At 53.0% G+C, this 17,562-nt stretch carries 12 protein-coding genes; 8 read left to right on the top strand and 4 right to left on the bottom strand.

Features of this window, described 5'->3' with window-relative positions; translation table 11 throughout:
- Window positions 1–2 precede the first annotated feature (2 nt).
- Window positions 3–965, bottom strand: coding sequence for an ABC transporter permease (locus tag M6D81_RS29155; RefSeq protein WP_317259174.1), 963 nt, complete (start codon window positions 963–965; stop codon window positions 3–5).
- Between the two features lie 80 nt (window positions 966–1,045).
- On the bottom strand, window positions 1,046–2,734 hold the full coding sequence (locus tag M6D81_RS29160) for an extracellular solute-binding protein (protein WP_262680918.1): 1,689 nt from the start codon (window positions 2,732–2,734) through the stop codon (window positions 1,046–1,048).
- Between the two features lie 247 nt (window positions 2,735–2,981).
- On the opposite strand from M6D81_RS29160, the gene M6D81_RS29165 reads away from it, so the two are divergent.
- Window positions 2,982–5,282 carry a helix-turn-helix domain-containing protein gene (locus tag M6D81_RS29165; protein ID WP_262680919.1) on the top strand — a complete coding sequence of 767 codons (2,301 nt, stop codon included), beginning with the start codon at window positions 2,982–2,984 and terminating at the stop codon, window positions 5,280–5,282.
- 29 nt (window positions 5,283–5,311) lie between these two features.
- On the opposite strand, the gene M6D81_RS29170 is transcribed toward M6D81_RS29165, so the two are convergent.
- The gene (locus M6D81_RS29170; RefSeq protein WP_262680920.1) at window positions 5,312–5,551 is read right to left on the bottom strand and encodes a hypothetical protein; all 240 of its coding nucleotides are present in this window, start codon (window positions 5,549–5,551) and stop codon (window positions 5,312–5,314) included.
- Window positions 5,552–5,723: 172 nt separating this feature from the next.
- Between M6D81_RS29170 and M6D81_RS29175 the strand changes: the two genes are divergently transcribed.
- From M6D81_RS29175 to M6D81_RS29205, 7 genes are all read left to right on the top strand, one after another.
- Complete coding sequence (locus M6D81_RS29175) at window positions 5,724–6,701, top strand: ABC transporter permease (RefSeq protein ID WP_262680921.1); 978 nt, start codon at window positions 5,724–5,726, stop codon at window positions 6,699–6,701.
- 19 nt (window positions 6,702–6,720) lie between these two features.
- Complete coding sequence (locus M6D81_RS29180) at window positions 6,721–7,584, top strand: carbohydrate ABC transporter permease (RefSeq protein WP_262680922.1); 864 nt, start codon at window positions 6,721–6,723, stop codon at window positions 7,582–7,584.
- 59 nt (window positions 7,585–7,643) lie between these two features.
- Window positions 7,644–9,254, top strand: a complete 1,611-nt coding sequence (locus tag M6D81_RS29185) for an extracellular solute-binding protein (protein ID WP_262680923.1) — start codon at window positions 7,644–7,646, stop codon at window positions 9,252–9,254.
- A gap of 33 nt (window positions 9,255–9,287) precedes the next feature.
- Window positions 9,288–11,831 (top strand): glycosyl hydrolase family 28-related protein, encoded by a 2,544-nt coding sequence (locus M6D81_RS29190; protein ID WP_262680924.1) that lies wholly within the window; start codon window positions 9,288–9,290, stop codon window positions 11,829–11,831.
- A 99-nt stretch (window positions 11,832–11,930) separates the two neighbouring features.
- Entirely contained in the window at window positions 11,931–14,243 is a 2,313-nt protein-coding gene (locus M6D81_RS29195) for an AraC family transcriptional regulator (RefSeq protein ID WP_262680925.1), read from the top strand.
- 980 nt (window positions 14,244–15,223) lie between these two features.
- On the top strand, window positions 15,224–16,063 hold the full coding sequence (locus tag M6D81_RS29200) for a helix-turn-helix domain-containing protein (RefSeq protein WP_262680926.1): 840 nt from the start codon (window positions 15,224–15,226) through the stop codon (window positions 16,061–16,063).
- A gap of 74 nt (window positions 16,064–16,137) precedes the next feature.
- Entirely contained in the window at window positions 16,138–16,641 is a 504-nt protein-coding gene (locus M6D81_RS29205) for an ankyrin repeat domain-containing protein (RefSeq protein ID WP_262680928.1), read from the top strand.
- A gap of 194 nt (window positions 16,642–16,835) precedes the next feature.
- Here the strand turns inward: M6D81_RS29205 and M6D81_RS29210 are convergent, their stop codons facing one another.
- On the bottom strand, window positions 16,836–17,420 hold the full coding sequence (locus M6D81_RS29210; RefSeq protein ID WP_262680930.1) for a DUF6155 family protein: 585 nt from the start codon (window positions 17,418–17,420) through the stop codon (window positions 16,836–16,838).
- Window positions 17,421–17,562 lie beyond the last annotated feature (142 nt).

The following is a 17,562-nucleotide window of genomic DNA, read 5'->3' on the forward strand; positions in this document are numbered from 1 at the left end:
CCTCACCATAACCCGATTCCGGATATTTTTCGACTAATGCGGTTCACCATAACAAGCAGCGTGAAATTGACCACCGAATTGAACAGCCCGACAGCAGCCGCGAATCCATACTCCGCCCCTTCCAGCCCTCTGCGATAGACGAAGGTGGAGATGACATCGGATACCTCGTAAGTCGCCGGATTGTACAGTAAAATAATCTTCTCGAAGCCGACGCTCATCATATGGCCCAAATTCATAATGAGAAGGATGATAATCGTAGGCAAAATGCCGGGAATCGTAATATAGAGGATGCCCTGCCATCGCTTCGCCCCGTCCATCTTCGCCGCTTCATAGAGAGAAGGGTCGATCGACATGATCGCCGCCAAGTAGATGATAGAGCTCCAGCCGAACGTCTGCCAGATGCCGGATCCGATATAGATCGTACGGAACCAGTCCGGCTCGTTCAAGAAGTTGATCGGGCCGATGCCAAGCTGAACGAGCAGCATATTCACAACGCCCTCCGCAGGAGACAAGAAGCTGATGATCATGCCGCTAATGACGACTATCGAGATAAAGTGGGGCAGGTAGCTGACGGTCTGCACGACACGCTTGAACAAGGCGTTCTTCAGCTCATTAAGCAGCAAAGCGAACAGGATCGGCACCGGGAAGCTCCATAGCAGCATATAGGTGCTAAGCAGCAGCGTGTTCTTGATGACTCGGGCCGCATAGATGGAATCGAAAAATTGCTGGAACCACTTCAATCCCGCCCAGGGACTCCCCAATATACCCTTCATCGGCGAAAAATCCTTGAAGGCGATAATAACCCCGTACATCGGCAAATATTCAAACAATAAATAATAGGCCAGCGCCGGAGATACCAGCAGCAAAAGAAACTTGTCTCTCCTGATGTTCCGTGCCAGCCGGACCAGTCCTCTCTCTCTCTTCTTCCAAGCTGCAAGCGGCAGCGGTCCTCTCTCCAGCTTCACTATTCTCCACCTCTGCTTTGCGGCGCGGACTCCTCCTTCCCATCCTGTATGACTGGCGAAGCCGCGCCGTTGTCTTGTTCTTACTTGCCCATATAGCGGTCATACTGCTGCTGCCGAATGGCTAGCAACTCGTCAATGCCGAGATCCTTCAATTCCTTCATGAATTTGTCCCAGCCTTCGTCGATATTCACTGCGCCGGTAATCAATTGCGACAAGCGCTCCTTCAGCTTGGTCGTATAGTCCGCGTGAAGCGGCTTGAAGCTGCTCGCTTCCTCCGGCGTCAACGCAATGTAATGGAACGGAATGGGGTCGATAATGGACGATTGGAGCATAGCCGCCGCTTCCTCCAGCTTGGGCTTTCCGACGATCGTCTGCGGCGGCTGCTTCGACCAGATGCCGGAATCATGGCGAATCCACGGCAGCGTAGGCGCTGCGCCTTGCGTCCTGAGCGCGTTCATAATGTTCAGCCCGTCGGGATTGTTCGTCGTGTACGCCGTGAACTTCGGCTCGCCGTTCTCCATCGTGTAGGTGACGCCTTCCATGCCGAAGGTGGTGAAGCGGTTGCCCTCCTCGCTGGCATACATAAAGTCCAGCCATTTGATCGCCGTTTCCTTATGCTTCGATAGCGCGCTCATGCCGAATGCGCCGCTAATGGGACCGTATCGCTCCGCATGCCCCTTGTAACCGTTCGGTCCCGTCGGCGGAGTGACGGCCACCCAGCTCACATCCTCCACTCCAGCCTTCTGCTGATTGCTGTCGTATTGGCTTATCCGGTTAATGAAGACACGGGTCGATCCGACCTGATCCTTCGTAATTTTCGAGCTGAGCTGGTCATCCTGGGAGGTCAGGTAATCCGGATCGAGCAATCCTTCCTTATACAGCTTGCTGAGCCATGCCACCAGCTCCTTCGCTTCCGGCTTCATCCACTCCGCCTGAACCTTGCCGTTCGAATCCGGCCACCAGCCGTCGCTATAGATCAGGTGAAGCCCCCATGCGTCTCCGAAGAAATAGACAGCCTCCGGACTGGCGAGCGCAACCGGCAATTCATCCGGCTTCCCGTTCCCGTTGGGATCGCCTTCCTTGAACGCCTTCAACACCGCATACCAATCGTCGATGCTCTTCGGCTGCTCAAGATCCAGCTTATCCAGCCAGTCCTGACGGATGAGGAACGCTCCCGGATCGGACAGGCTCGTTCCCGTCACGATGCTGGGAATGCTGTATATATGGCCGTCGGGCGACTTGAGCAAATTGTGGATGTCCGGATTCTCCTGGAATAGCTTGCGGATATTGGGAGCGTACTGCCGGATCAGCTCTTCCAGCGGCTCCAGCACCCCGTCGCTGCCCAGCTTCGCGGGATCGCCGGGAATGGTGAGCAGATCGGGAATGTTCTTCATCGATGCCAGACGGACGGTCATCGTCTGCTTATACTGCGCTGCCGGCACGACGTCCCACTTGACCTTCACGCCCGTTCGTTCTTCGATCGCCTTCCATATCGGCAAATTTTGCGTATAGCTGGCCGGCGTATAATAGTTGTCTGCCGCTCCGACCGTCAACGTCGTGGAGCCGTCCTCGACGATCGGAAGCGTGTAGTCTTTCCCTTTCGCTTCGTCCGGGTTGTCATTGCCGGATTGTGACGGCTGTTCCGTTGCCGCCTGCTTCCCTTCGTTCGTCCCCGCTTCCGGTTCGTTGTTGTTCCCCGCACAGCCTGTGAACAGCAGCAGCATGGCCAGGGCCGCGACCATCAATCTCGTTGTGTGCTTTCCTTTCATCTGAACCCTCCTCTTTAGAATAGAAATCATTCCTACATGGCACATGCTAATCGCCACGCTTGTAACCGCTTGCAATTGTTATGGTAAATAACGGCACCCGCGAGCACAACGTACAACTTTCGAGAAGGCATATCATTCTTTACATCGCGGATATACAATATTTTTTGACACGATCAATATTTCCCTCCTCTTCCCCTTCCTTCTTATTCATGCTACTATCTCGCTATGGGAAGGAGGGAATTTGCTGTTGAAGTTGAAGTTTAAGCTGCCTGCCAAAAGCTCTGTATTCACCAAATTTTTACTGTCATATGTAACCGTTTTCACCATTCCGCTTCTCATTCTGGGCACAATCAGTTACTTCTGGACCTACCATATCGTGAAGTCGCAGACGGAGCGAACCTATCTGAACGCGGTTCAGGATGTGCGCAAGACGATGGACGACAAGCTGTGGTCGCTCAGTGCGCTGGCCATCTCCCTCTCCGAACAGCAGTGGGTGCAGAAGCTGATGTATTCGCGCGGCAGCACGGTCGATTATACCGTCATCCATCCCTACTCTTTTAACTACAACATGCGCGATCTTAATACCTTCCTGGAAATGAACGGATTGATCGACGATATGGCCATCTACTTCCACATGAAGGATATCGTCCTCTCCACTCAGGGCAAGTACAGTCTGCAGACGTTCTTCGAGGATGCGTTCGATTACGGAGCGGCCGCACCGGACGACTGGTACGAGGAGCTGTCGCGGCTTCATGTATCCGACCTGTCGCCGCCTGCAGCCGTACTCACGTACAAGCAGCCGCGCAAGCTACTTACCTTCACCCAGTCGCTGCCGATGGGCACCAAGGATTTCAATGCGACCTTCATCGCCTTTATTAGCGAGCAATCGCTGCAGGAAAGCCTGAATATGGGCACGATATCGGGCAGCGGCAGCTTGTATGTGTGGGACGGCGATGGGAATTATATAAGCGGCGTGCACGCGGATGAGGGCATGCAGGAGCTGCTGACGGCCCGGCTCACGGCGGCCCCAACGGCTGCCGATCCGATTGCGACGCTGAACGGGGCAGACGGCGAGCCGTATATCGTATTCCGCGCCGTATCCGACATGAATGAGTGGTCCTATGTCGCCGCGATCCCTACCGGCACAGCCATGGCCAAGGTCAATCAGATCAAGCTGGTGACGCTGGTACTCACTGTCGTCTCTCTGCTTATCGGACTTGTCGTCTCTTACATGCTGGCGTTGCGCAACTATACCCCTCTGGCCAATCTGGTGAACGCGGTCAGTCCGCGGCTGCTGGAGCAGCCGTCCGCGCCTGTGGCGAGCCGGCAGAACGAGTTCAACTTCCTGCAGCGGGCGATGCATGCGATGCTGGAATATGAAGACAAGACGAAGCAGCAGATTCAGACCTACAAGCCTCTGGCGCAAAATTCGCTGTTCATCCAGCTGCTGGAAGGCGGGCCATACACCTCGGATGAACATCGCAGCATGTTGAAGCTGCTGGATATTACATTCAGCAACAGCTGGTTCACCCCCGTCTCGCTGCTGCTGGATACGGAAGAACCGCTTCCCGTCGAAGTCCAGCGGGCCTTATCGGATAGATTGATGCAAGATAAAGCGGCTGTACACCTCGTCGAGCCGGGCGGGAAGACCAAGGTATTGCTGCTGAATACGCCGAGCAAAGAACAGGTCAGACACATCGTAGACTTGATAAGGGCCGAGCTGGACGAGCATGGCCTGGCGTTCAAAGCAATCGGAGTCGGCACGACTTGCAAGGGACTCGAAGAGCTGGGACAGTCTTATCGGGAATCCAATACGGCCATGGATTACCGCTTCATACGGGGTGACAGCTCTGTCATCTATTATTCAGACATCGAGGATTCGCATACACCCGCTTCCTATTACTATCATGCGGAGAACGAGGAGCACATCGCCAATCATATTAAATGCGGCAATCCGGAGGAAGCGATTGCCCGGTTCCGCAACATTGTCAATGAGAACCTGGCGGAAGCGGCCCTTACACCGCATATGGCGCGCAACTTGTTCTACAACATGGCATCTACCGCCCTGAAGGCGCTGGAGGATATGGGGATCGAGATGCCGAAGCACATGCATATGGACGACTTCTTCCAGATGGACACCGTTCATGAGATGACGCATTTCATTGAGGAGCTGTACCGCGAGGCGTGCGCAATGATCTTGCAGGAGAAGGAGAGCCGGAATACACAGCTGCGGGACGACATTGTTGCCTTCATCGGGGAGAATCTGACCGACAGCGGGTTGACACTGACGTCGCTTGCCGACCGCTTCGGCCTGTCGCTCTCTTATATGAGCAGGTTCATCAAGGATCAGACGGGCACGAACTTCGTCAACTATATGAACAGCCGCCGAATTGAGCTGGCGAAGCCGCTGCTGCTGAGCGGGATGACGATTCGCGAAGCCGCCTGCGAAGTGGGCTTCGACAACGACCTTACGTTCCGCCGCCTGTTCAAGAAGCACGCAGGCATCAACCCCGGCGAATACCGGAACATCGACAGCCGCAGAGCTTGAGCTTTGCGGCACTCTTCCCGCTCGCCAGCTTATGCTGCATCGTCTGCAGCCACTCGCACGCTCACTTCCCGTGCTCCAGCCGATGCTGTATCGCTTGCAGCCACTCGCGCGCTCATTTCCCGCGCTCCAGCCGATGCTGTATCGCTTGCAGCATCTCGCACGCTCGCTTCCCGCACTCCAGCCGATGCTGCATCGCTTGCAGCCACTCGCATGCACACTTTCCGCGCTCCAACCGATGCTGCATCGCTTGCAGCCACTCGCATGCACACTTTCCGCACTCCAATCCTCTGTATCCTCATCCCGCAATCTTGTATCTCCATCCCGCACCACCGCCCAAAGAATCGAAACTTTCCCTTTCCTCCGCCAGCTCCTATAGTGGACTTAGCCGCCGCAAGCCGCCACATTATGATGCAAATTATGGATGCAAGGAGGTATCCCCCTATGAATACACGCACCGCAAACGGCGGTGATGCGATTACCGGAGCAGCGCTGCTGCACAAGCCCGAGCGGCAGAAAGCAAGATGGCGAATCCAGCTGTGGAAGAGCCGATATATTTATCTGTTTGTGCTGCCGGGCACGCTCTACTTCATCGTCTATAAGTACATTCCCTTGCTGGGCTCCGTAATCGCATTTCAAGAGTACAATCCGTTTCAAGGTTTCTTGAACAGCCCATGGGTCGGCTGGCAGCACTTTGCGCGCATCTTCGACAGCCCTGAAGTGATCCGGGTATTATGGAACACGCTCACCTTGTCCTTCTTGCAGATTGCATTCGCGTTCCCGGTTCCCATCTTGCTGGCTTTGATGCTGAATGAAGTACGGCATGACTGGTTCAAAAAAATCGTGCAATCCGTCATCTACTTGCCGCACTTTCTGTCCTGGGTCATCGTCATCAGCATCGCCACCTTCTTCCTGAAGAGCGAAGGCTTCGTCAATAAAGCGCTGTTCGCGATGTTCGGATGGGAAGCGATCCCGTTCCTGCAAATTCCATGGCTGTTTCAGCCGCTGCTCGTGCTGGAGGTTGTATGGAAGGAAGCCGGCTGGGGCACGATCGTCTTCCTCGCCGCGCTTGCCGGCGTCAATCCCGAGCTGTACGAAGCGGCGCTCGTCGACGGTGCCAGCCGCATGCGGCGCATATGGCATATTACGCTTCCCGCCATTCGCAGCACAATTGTCATTCTGCTCATCTTGCGGCTCGGCAATGTGCTGGACTCCGGGTTCGAACAAATATTCCTTATGCTGAATCCGTTCGTGGAGGAAGTCGGCAACGTGCTGGATACGTACGTATTCTTCAAAGGGATCGAGCAAGCCGATTTCAGCTTCGCTACGGCCGTCGGCCTGTTCAAATCCGTCATCGGCTTCATTCTGATCGTCGCGGCCAACCGGCTTGCCAAGCGATTCGGCGAGGAAGGAATCTACTAATGATGGAGGTGCATAAGCCATGCTGCACAAAACAGCGGGTGACCGCTTCATGGACGCACTCAATTGGTGCTTGCTCATTATTATAGCCGGGACGATGTTCTTCCCGTTCCTGCATATCTTCTCCGTCTCCTTCTCCACCATGACCAACTACCTGGAGCAGGACCTGATTATTTGGCCGAAGCAATGGGTCGCGGACGCCTACGAGCATGTGCTGGGCAATGAGCGGTTCATCCGCTCTCTCTTCGTCACCGTGTACATTACGCTGATCGGTACCGTCATGAACCTGATCTTCACCGCGTCGATGGCTTATGGACTCGCCAGACCCTTCTACGGACAGCGGACGCTGATGCTGATGGTGCTCTTCACCTTCCTGTTCTCGGCAGGCATCATTCCGTCTTATCTCGTCGTGAAGGCGACAGGCTTGATCGATACGATCTGGGCGCTCATTATTCCCGGCTTGATCAGCCCTTGGAATCTCATCGTCATTCGCCAGTTTTTCCGCCATATCCCCGCCGAGCTGCACGAATCGGCGACGGTGGACGGAGCGAACGAGCTGCGCATATTCCGCAGCATTATTCTGCCGCTCTCCAAGCCCGCCCTGGCCACGTTCGGCTTATTCTATGCCGTGCTGCACTGGAACAGCTACTTCGCCGGGGTGCTCTACCTGAACAAGCCTGAGCTATGGCCCATCCAAGTGCTGCTGAGGCAGATCGTCATCGTCCATGACACCAGCGCGCTTGCCGAGACGCTGGCTCCGTCCCCGCCGGCCGAGACGATTCAGATGGCTGCGGTGCTGCTGGCTACGCTGCCGATCCTGATCGTCTACCCGTTCCTGCAGAAGCACTTTGCCAAGGGGGTGATGCTGGGATCGGTGAAGGGCTGAGCGGCCCGATGTAGAAGTTCATTTATACACACTTTCAGACCAAGGAGGCACTGCTTACTATGCAGAACAAAAAAAGACTGGTCCTGCTTCTCGCCTTATCCCTGTCGCTAACGGCTGCGGCCTGCAGCAACAGCAATGAACCTGTCCCCACATCCCAGCCTGCACCCCAGAATGACAGTGGACAGAAGCAGGCAGAGGAAACGAATACCCCGGAGAAGCCGGTCGATATTAGCTACCTGAGCTTCGCATACAATATCTTCCCCGATCCCGGCGGCAACGGTGTAGATATGATCAGAGAAAAGTTCAATGCCAATATCGACTCCCAATTCGTGCAGGCGTCCGACTTCAACAACAAGCTGTCCGTGCTGATGGCGTCCGGAGACATGCCGGATACGGTATTCATTACCGGCTCCAGCAACAATTATGTGAAGTGGGCAAGGCAAGGCGCCTTCCTCCCGCTCAACGATTACATTGACGACTATGAGACATTCCGACTCGTGCCGGACGTCGTATGGGATCAGATCGCCGTCGACGGCAACATCTACAGCATACCGGGCTACGCGCCCACCTATACGTTCAGCGGCATCATCAGACAGGACTGGCTGGATCAGCTGCAGCTGGATATGCCCACCAATTATGAGGAGCTGAAGCAGGTTGCCATCGCCTTCGCGAAGAATGATCCCGACAACAACGGCGAAGACGATACATACGGCATCGCGCTCGGCATGAATATCCGGCCGGATTACGCCATGGGGGCATTCTGGTCGACTGCCTGGTATCACAAGGACGAAGAGGGACAGTACATTCCCGGCATCATCAGTCCCGGCCGCAAGGAAGTGATCCAGACGCTGGCAGAGGCTTATGCGGAGGGAGGCGTGACGAAGGATTTCGCGGTACTTAACTCTTCTCAGACGGCGAAGGAATTTTTCTCCGGCAAGGCCGGCATCTATATCGGGGTGCCGCACGGCATGAACGAGAGCGAATTCGTCGCCTTCAAGCAGACGCATCCTCAAGCGGAAGTGGCGCCTATACCGTTCTTCGTTGCCCCTGACGGCTCGCAAGGCGGCTATAAGGCTCCGGGCTACGTCGGGTTGACAACATTGTCCGGCAAGCTGAAGGATAATCCCGAGAAGGTGAAGAAAATATTGGAGATCGTCGACTATGGCAGAACATTCATCCCGATCGAAGAGCGCACGGCGGACAACGAGCGGTTCGACTGGCTGTTCGGCGGAGAAGGCATCGGCTACGATATGGAGGACGGCAAAGCCGTACTGAAATCCGGCGAGGAATCCAATACGCCGATTCAATATATGCTGGCCCGTCACGAGTATTGGAAGCCGTGGGCTCCGAACAACGAGGCGAACCAATTCGCCAAGACGCTGTATACGGACCCCGATATGCGGAAGCTCGCAACAGCGATCGAAGAGATGGAGCTGCAGTACAACAAGACGCCGTACGACAATCCCGTGCTTGGCATCTTCTCCGAGACGGCAGCGACGAAGGGCGGTGAGATTGACAAGTTCATCATCGGGGAACAGATCAAGATGATAGCGGGCCAACGTCCGTTATCGGATTGGGACGACATAGTCGAGGAATGGAAGGCAAGAGGCGGCACGCAAATTATCCAGGAAATGAACGATGGCATCCAAGCGCGGCAAGCCGCGAAATAAGTCAGCTTTCATGAAGGAGAGGAGCGGTGCAAGATGAGCAAGAAGCAATGGCAGGAAGAAGCGGAAGCACAGCAGTTGTTGGATAGCGAGGAACAGCATACGGAGCTGCAAAATGAGCAAAGGGACACCCCTTTGCTCCTGAGCAGAAGGAAGATGCTGGCGGCGCTTGGCGCCGCCGGTGTAACATTGGCTGCCGGAAGCTGGCTGCAAGCTTCAGCGGCAAGCGCCAAGACAGTCGGCGAATCCACTTATGGCCCGGGTACCGGCTTGGAGGACCTGGTTGGTCTGGATGATGGGCTGCTGGCGACGACCGGACACCCCAAATTCCTGACGATGGAAGCCGACCTGTACGATGTGAAGCGGAATGGCGCCGTTGGCGACGGCATAACAGACGATACTGCCGCGATTCAAAATACGATCGCTGAGGCAGCCGCCGCGGGCGGCGGCACGGTCTACTTCCCGGTGGGAGGCGTCTACAGAATCACTGCAACGCTCGTCATCCCCGCCGGCGTCGCGCTCGCCTCCCAGGCTGCCAGAGCGACCATTGCCGCAGCAGCCCCCTTCACTGGGGATCATATGCTGGAGTGGATCGGCTCCGCAGGCAGCAGAGTAAGCGATCTTATCGTCGACGGGAACGGACTGCTGCCGAAAGCGCTGCTCTATTGGCATAATTGCCAGCGAGTCTTCATCGAGCATGTCGACCTTCTCAACAATCCGGTTCGTTACTCCGCTCTGGTCCGAGTCGAAGAGAGTACGAATGTGACCATAACCGGATGCAGGCTGGACAACGGCTATATCGGCATGGACATTCGGCAGAACAATAGCCATCTGACGATCCAGCAGTGCGAGATTGCCCATATTCAGCAGACCGCGATTCGCGTCAGCGGCGACGAGACGACTCGCACGGACCACTCCACCATCCGCCACTGTAAAATTCATACGATCGTCGGAACGCCCGGCACGCATGTCATGTATCCCATCTACTATACCTGCAACAAGAAGAATAACAAGCATCGCTCCGTCCATATTCTGTACAACGAAGTTATTGGCAACGGGCTCGCCTACTCGCAAGGCGGGAATGCGGATATGCTGGCCCTGTACGACATCGACGACGGCATCGTCAGCGGCAATATCGTGGTGTCCGGCGGCGACGTCGGCGTCTCGCTCAGCCGCAGCTCTAATGTGACGGTATCGGATAACGTAGCGGCCTACAACAATACCGTGGGCATCGGCGTGTGGACCTCGGTCGACTGCACCGTCACCGGCAACATCGTCTACAACAATTATCAGAATTACGGCGGCATACTCACCGCTTATCCGCGCGGCGGCATTCGAATCAACGGCGACGCAACGGGACTGCCCTGCGAGAATGTCTCTGTCGTCGGGAACCGGTGCTACGACAATCAACCGCAGAAAACGCAAGATTACGGCATATTCGTCGAAGGGCGCGCGTCCAACGTGCATATTGGCGCCAATCAGTTAAGCGGCAATCGGGACGGGATGCTTAGGAGCGCAACGGCTGACGTGCATCTCTCCTTCACGATCAGCGCCGACGCGCCTCCTTCGGAAGGGTATTGGGAGAAAGGCATGATCGTCGTTCCCCGCCAAGCCGGCAGCGGCATACTGCACTGGATATGCACCGCCGCAGGGACTCCCGGCCAGTGGCAAGCCGTAGCGGCGGAGGAAGCCGTCGATCGGAACGTGTATATGCAGAAGATCAACGATACGCAATTCCATATCTGGATGAAGAGCGACAGGAGCGTTCGCTGGGCCCGTTATCACTTCCGCAGGCTGACAAGCGCAGCGACGAATCTGGATGCCTGGCGAATATTCAAGGTTGAAGCCGTCGATCTGGCGGAAGCGAATCCGCTCCTGGGCACGACCGAGAACGATGTGCTTGCCGTCACGACAACGGGCTCCAACTTCGAATACGCCATCAAGCTTGACGGTGCGCCCGACTTCTTCGGCGGCCTGCACGGCGATGAACAGCTGCAGCAGATTGCATTCATACGCGACGGAACGCTCGTACCGTTAGCCGAGTGGAGCGGAATAACCGCCTGCGACCGGCTGGAGATTGTCCAGCATACGGTTATGTACAACCCTTCCCTGCCGGCAAGCAAGACCGGAGATATGCATGCGAGATATATTTTCTCGGGCGGCGAATGGGACTTGCACTGGAAGTTCATATGGGCAGGAGCCTATACGGTAACATTGGCATACGGGGCTATGCTGCCCGCCGTCCGGAGCAGCGATGTGAGTAGCCGCTTCCGTTACATCGACGAAGCCTATGAGTATGACATCAGCACGGCTTACCATGGCGCTCCCGGCAAGAACAGCTACGGAGTTGTCACCTACAATGCCGTCAACGGCCTGGACTTGTCCGTTGAATTGACGGACACCGCATTCTTCAATCAATATGCGGCGACTGCCGGGAAAGGGATCTGGGTATACGGAGGAACAGCCTACAACAAGATATACCCATCCAGAGTGTATACACCGCATACGGAAGCGGTTGCGGCGAATCAGATATGGCATCTGTCTGCGAAGTATCGCGTCGGCTTCCGTGCGGACAGCTAATCGGCGGCTTGCCGGCTCATGTTGACAGAAATCGTTTACCCCCAGCATTTTCCTATGGTAGGATAGTAGGACATTGACTCGGAAAGGATGGGATGCAGGATGCGGCGGTCGCCACTGCGCTATCGGCTAACGTTCAAGCAAAGTCTGCTGCTCTATTCCATTCTGCTTAGCGTGCTTCCTGTACTGCTGCTCGGTTACATCTTCTCGCAGTTGTCCTCCGGAAGCATTCGGGAAGAAGTCGACCGGACTCATGCCGTCCTGCTGCAGCAGATGGAGTATCAGGTGGATACGATGCTGGCCGATTTGGAAAGCGCTTCAATTCGGATTGCCGATGACCTGATCATTCAGAAGTCGCTGCGGCTCGGCATCTCCATGACCGAACCTGAGCCGCTGGCTGTTACGCTGGATATGCTGGAGACGATTCAACAGTACAGAAGCTATGCCGACATCGCATTCGATATATCGCTCGTCTATTCCCGGTACGATACCGTCTACTCCAACGCTTCGGATCGCAACGGCTTGTCGCCGCAGCATGAATCGCCTCACTATGAGCTGATCCGTTCCGTTACGGCGGCCAATATGAGCTCATTCGTCGTACCGCCCTATACGCGCCAGGATCAGCATGATCTGCTGCTTGTCAGGCCGATCGGCGTGTCCGAATTGGACGGCATTCTCATACTGGAGGTAAGCAGGGAAGCGATCGATGAATACTTCGAGCATCTGCCTATCCCGTCCATGAGCAAAATGATGGTGCTGGATGAAGAAGGCCGGATTGTCATCAGTACAGATCGAAGGGAGAGCGGCCATAAGCTCTCCCCTACCTCCCTCTGGTACGGCGTCTGGTCGGGCGAGAGAAGTCCGCGGGAGGAAATAAAGACGTTGGATGGCGACTTCACTGTGTCCCTGCATCCATCCGCCTTCAAAAATTGGTCTTACCTCGTCATTACGCCTTCCGACGAGCTTAATGGGAAAGCTATGCTGATGAAACGCACGACATGGGCGGTTGCCGGCGGACTGATTGCACTCTGGCTCGCCATTGCGATTATCGGCTCCAACCGTCTCTATTCCCCGCTGGATCAGCTGCTTCGGAGGCTGCCTCGCAGTAAGGAAACGGGCGAAGTCGGCGAATTGCGGCAGCTGGATTCTTATATGCAGCAAGTGCAGCGAACCAACGAGCGTCTGGCAAGGCAAATTCACGAGCAGCTTCCCCGCATGCGGGAGGGCTTCTATCTGCAGCTGTTGCGAGGCGACATGACAAAGAAGGAATTGTCCGGCAAACTGGCTTCGTTGGAGCCTCCGCTCCGCGGCTACTGGTTCTACGTGCTGGCCGTCGAGGTGGACGACATTCCGGGATTCATGAAAACCTACAGCAACGGGCGCGACCGTGGGCTGATCATGTACGCGATGGCCAAGCTGATCGACGAGCTGTGCGAGCAGCTTCCTTCTTTCATTACGGCTGCGCCGCAGCTGGGCCGGATTGCCGGCATCGCCGGCATGAATGTAACGGATGATGATAGCGACCTGTTGGTTCAGCATTTCAGCGAAAGCATCCGAGATAACGTCCGCCAATACTTCGGCCTTACCGTATCCGTAGCCATCAGCAAGCCATGCAAGGGCTACGGCTCTATTCATGAAGGCTATATGCAAGCGGCGGACTTGCTGGGCTACCGGCTGCTGCTTGGTCAGGATACTACGCTGATAGCGGGAATAACCGACAGTTCCGCCCAGCTAGCGCCGTCCAGCATGGAGCTTGTTGCTTGGCAGAAGCGAATCGTCAGGTTAATTGGGACAGGAGAGCTGAAAGAAGCAGAGCGGCAAACGATCGAGCTGATCGACTCCATGCGCCAGTTGGTCACAAGCGCCAAGCCGATTATCGGGCTGTTCGCCCATTTCATCGGGGAGATCGATCATCTGCTCAGGGAATCGGGCAATCCCATGAGTGAATTTTTGGCGGAGCAGCTGGAATGGCACCTCTATCCCGCCTCCTCTGCCGAGCAGATCAAGGAATGCTTCCGTGAAGGAATATTCCCTGCCCTCCGACAGCACATCGAACATTTGAACGGGAACGGCAAGCAGAAGACTGTCCAGCAAATTCAGGAATATGTGGAGCGGCACTACGACACGGACCTGTCCCTGCAGCAAGTCGCGGATTATTGCGGGTTGTCGATCTACCAGATCGGACGGCTGTTCAAGGATGAGCTGGGCACAACCTTCGTCGACTACGTCATCCAATACCGGGTAGCGAAGGCGAAGGAATGGCTGGTACATACGGAGATGCCGATCAAGGAGATTACGGAGCGGCTGCGTTATACGACGACACAGAACTTCTCCCGCATCTTCAAGCAAGTGACCGGCATGCCGCCAGGCCTCTACCGGAACGAAGCCCGCAGCGGCGGGAAAGAGAGTTGTTAATATCGGCAAAAAGATCGCTATCCAGCCTGTTTGTTTGTCACAGGTGGTCGGCGATCTTTTTGATATTGCTTGCACCCTGGAATGATGCTCCCTAACCTGCGGGCCGAAAAAAAATTATTTATGGACGAAGCTATCACCAATTTGCGGTAAACCAAATTTGAAATTCGATAAAGAGTCTGAAGAAGAATACAGAAACAGGTTAATAAATATTTTCAATCAAGAAGTTAGCGAAAAAATTTGTTGCTACTTAGGTCCAGTCGGCACAAGGTACACTTGGCAGGGCTATGTGAGCAAAATGAGCGATAGCGCACACTTTTTTCTATTTTTCCGATTCTATGTGACCATTTTGAGCGATAGCTCCTACTTTTCGGCGGTACAAGGCACGCTTGGCGGGGCTATGTGAGCAAAATGAGCGATAGCGCACACTTTTTTCTATTTTTCCGATTCTATGTGACCATTTTGAGCGATAGCTCCTACTTTTCGGCGATACAAGGCACGCTTGGCGGGGCTATGTGAGCAAAATGAGCGATAGCGCACACTTTTTTCTATTTTTCCGATTCTATGTGACCATTTTGAGCGATAGGCCCCTACTTGCACTGTTGTCTCTGTTCTTATCTGCATGTTCCAATTTGAATGAAGTTAATGAAAATAATATCAGTAATATTGTGCCACTTGAAATTCGATTAATTAATGAAGATGGAACAGTATTGTATAGTTACCTGAATCCGTGATATTAAAATATGACTTTCATCGACTGAATGAGGAAGCCGGAGTCGATCCCGAAATCAGTGCTGGATGAAATCTACCGAGTCGATTGTCGTGAGCGGTAGCGCTTCCTCAGAAATGAAGCTAAGATTGCCCCACAAGCCCTCAATAAAACTCGACTTTACAGATAGCGTGGAGAACCGTAACATAAATAACATCAACTTCAATTGACTGATCTGCATTTACATCATTTCATCAAACAGGTGATTGAATTAATGACTAATTCACCAATTCTACACGAGAAAAGCAAACAGTTTTATTGGAAAGGCTCAGGCGCCCTCTCAATAAAAACATTTCGAAATGGCAAGGCTTACTACAATGCTGGACGCGGCCATTATATGGTAGAGGAAGGAAGCTATTTATTACTAAATCGCGGGCAAGAATACGCCATTACCATTGAATCTGATACTCTTGTTGAATCATTTTGCGTTTTTTTTCCAGACGGAATGCTTGAAGATGTAATTCGGAGCCTGAGCACATCAAGTTCTTTGCTGTTGGACACTCCGTTTGAAATAACTAACAATTCTCGCTTTGAATTCATCGAAAGAACTTATCCTAACGAGAATATATTGTCTCCCTTGCTCCCCCTATCACTGCATTCCTTTCGCAACAAGTTATGGTTGGATGAAAAAATGCATGGACTTATACAAAAACTATTAATTGCACATACCCATGTTCATCACGAAATACAGAAGTTGCCCTCTTTGCGTGCGTCAACGCGAAAGGAGCTATATAGACGAATCCGGGCCGGACATGAATACATGTCAGCATATTTTGATAAAGAGATAGGTTTATCGGAAATAGCTAGGGTTGCCTGTTTGTCACCGAATCACTTTCTGCGGAATTATAAGCTGCTGTTTGGTTTTACACCGCATCAATTTATAGTAGACAGGCGTCTTCACGAGGCAAAGAAACAGCTTCATTCCACAGGAAAAACAATAACAGAAATTTGTTTTAGTGTAGGCTTTCAAAGCCATGGAACCTTTACAAATTTATTTACAAGACGTTTTGGTGTTTCACCCTCGAACTTCCGTAAAAAAGGTGGTTTCGAATAAGCAAAGGCATTCTCCGGCCATTACAATATAAGTAATCCGAAAGTCAAACAAAAATATACGGAGGTAGAGTGCACATGATTAATGAAGTATTCTATGCAGCTAGATTGGGAGATAGCAATCGATTAAAGGAATTATTGAGCAAGGAACCTGAATTGGCAAACACTGAAAATGAAGATGGATTAACCCCTTTAGGCTACGCGGCTCATTATGGAAATGCTGCTGCTGTGAAAGTTCTCTTGGAGTATGGTGCCGAGGTTAATGCAATATCGCATTCAAAAATAGATTATATTCCGTCAAATACTGCCCTCCACGCAGCGATCACCGGAGAAAGGGAGATAGAAGTTATAAAAGAGCTTTTAATGAATAAGGCAAACCCAAATATATTGGATAGTAACGGTCACACAAGTTTACATACAGCCGCCTTCCACGATGACAATGTTGAATTGATCACATTATTGTTGGAACATGGCGCTGATGTCGATGCCAAAGTTGAAGATGGCAATGATGCAGTATCCCTTGCAAAGGAAAGAGGCTATCTTCGAGTTGCGGAACTATTGGAAAACAGATCCGAAGATTAGACTTTCGGATACGTTAGTGAGATATAAAGGGTTCAGCACATTAGACGCGACTAATATGCAGAACCCTTAATGATTACTATTTCACATGCAGCCGTCCCACATAACCGCATCCCTTTGCGCCTCAGTATAGCCTTCACCAACCTGTCATTGTCGTTTGACCTGGTTACACTAACATAGGTCCGTTCACTCTGAATTTAGAGGAACTCCGATTCATCCTCTTCGCTCGAAGCCCACTCATAATACTCGCCCGCCAAATAGTCATGAAATCCCCAGCCTATTCCATCCGTATCATTGACGATTTTCAGAAGGCGCGCATTGAATAAGGCACGCTTCGATACGCTGTCGCCTATTTTATTCAACACGCTCGTATACATCGATTCCATACTGGAGTAGAATGCTTCCCAAATATCACCGTAGGTAACAGTGAATTCTACCCCCTGCTCAACGTAATAAATCATCAAATCAAGCGTCCGCAATTCATCGTTGCTTAATTTCTTGAACTCTGATATAGCGCTTTTGGCCTTGGCCAGCCTCAGCTTCCCGTCTCCTTTCAGCGGGAAAAATTCATTCTTAATCTGTTTTCGTGCATTCTCATACAACTCTTGTGTCGCATCTTCCGGATTAAGCAGAACATGAATGTAATTTTTCACGTCTTTGCTTGATTTGTAACAATCGACCAGCATAGCGATCAACGCATCCTTCTCATATTGCTTCAACGCCTTCTTAATCTCGGGTATGGATGGCTCCTTCTTTCCCTCTTTTATGATTGATTGGCTCATTTCATTACTCTCCTTTTTCGAACATTCAATATTCCTCATTATGCCGTATTGTCTGTATCGTGACATCCTCTCCTCATTAAAATAAGGAGCTTCCTTGTGGAAGCACGGGGGCGACTCACTTAGACAGAGATTCCCTGCATAG

The sequence above is a fragment of the Paenibacillus sp. J5C2022 genome (genome assembly GCF_025567625.1).
GTDB lineage: Bacteria > Bacillota > Bacilli > Paenibacillales > Paenibacillaceae > Pristimantibacillus.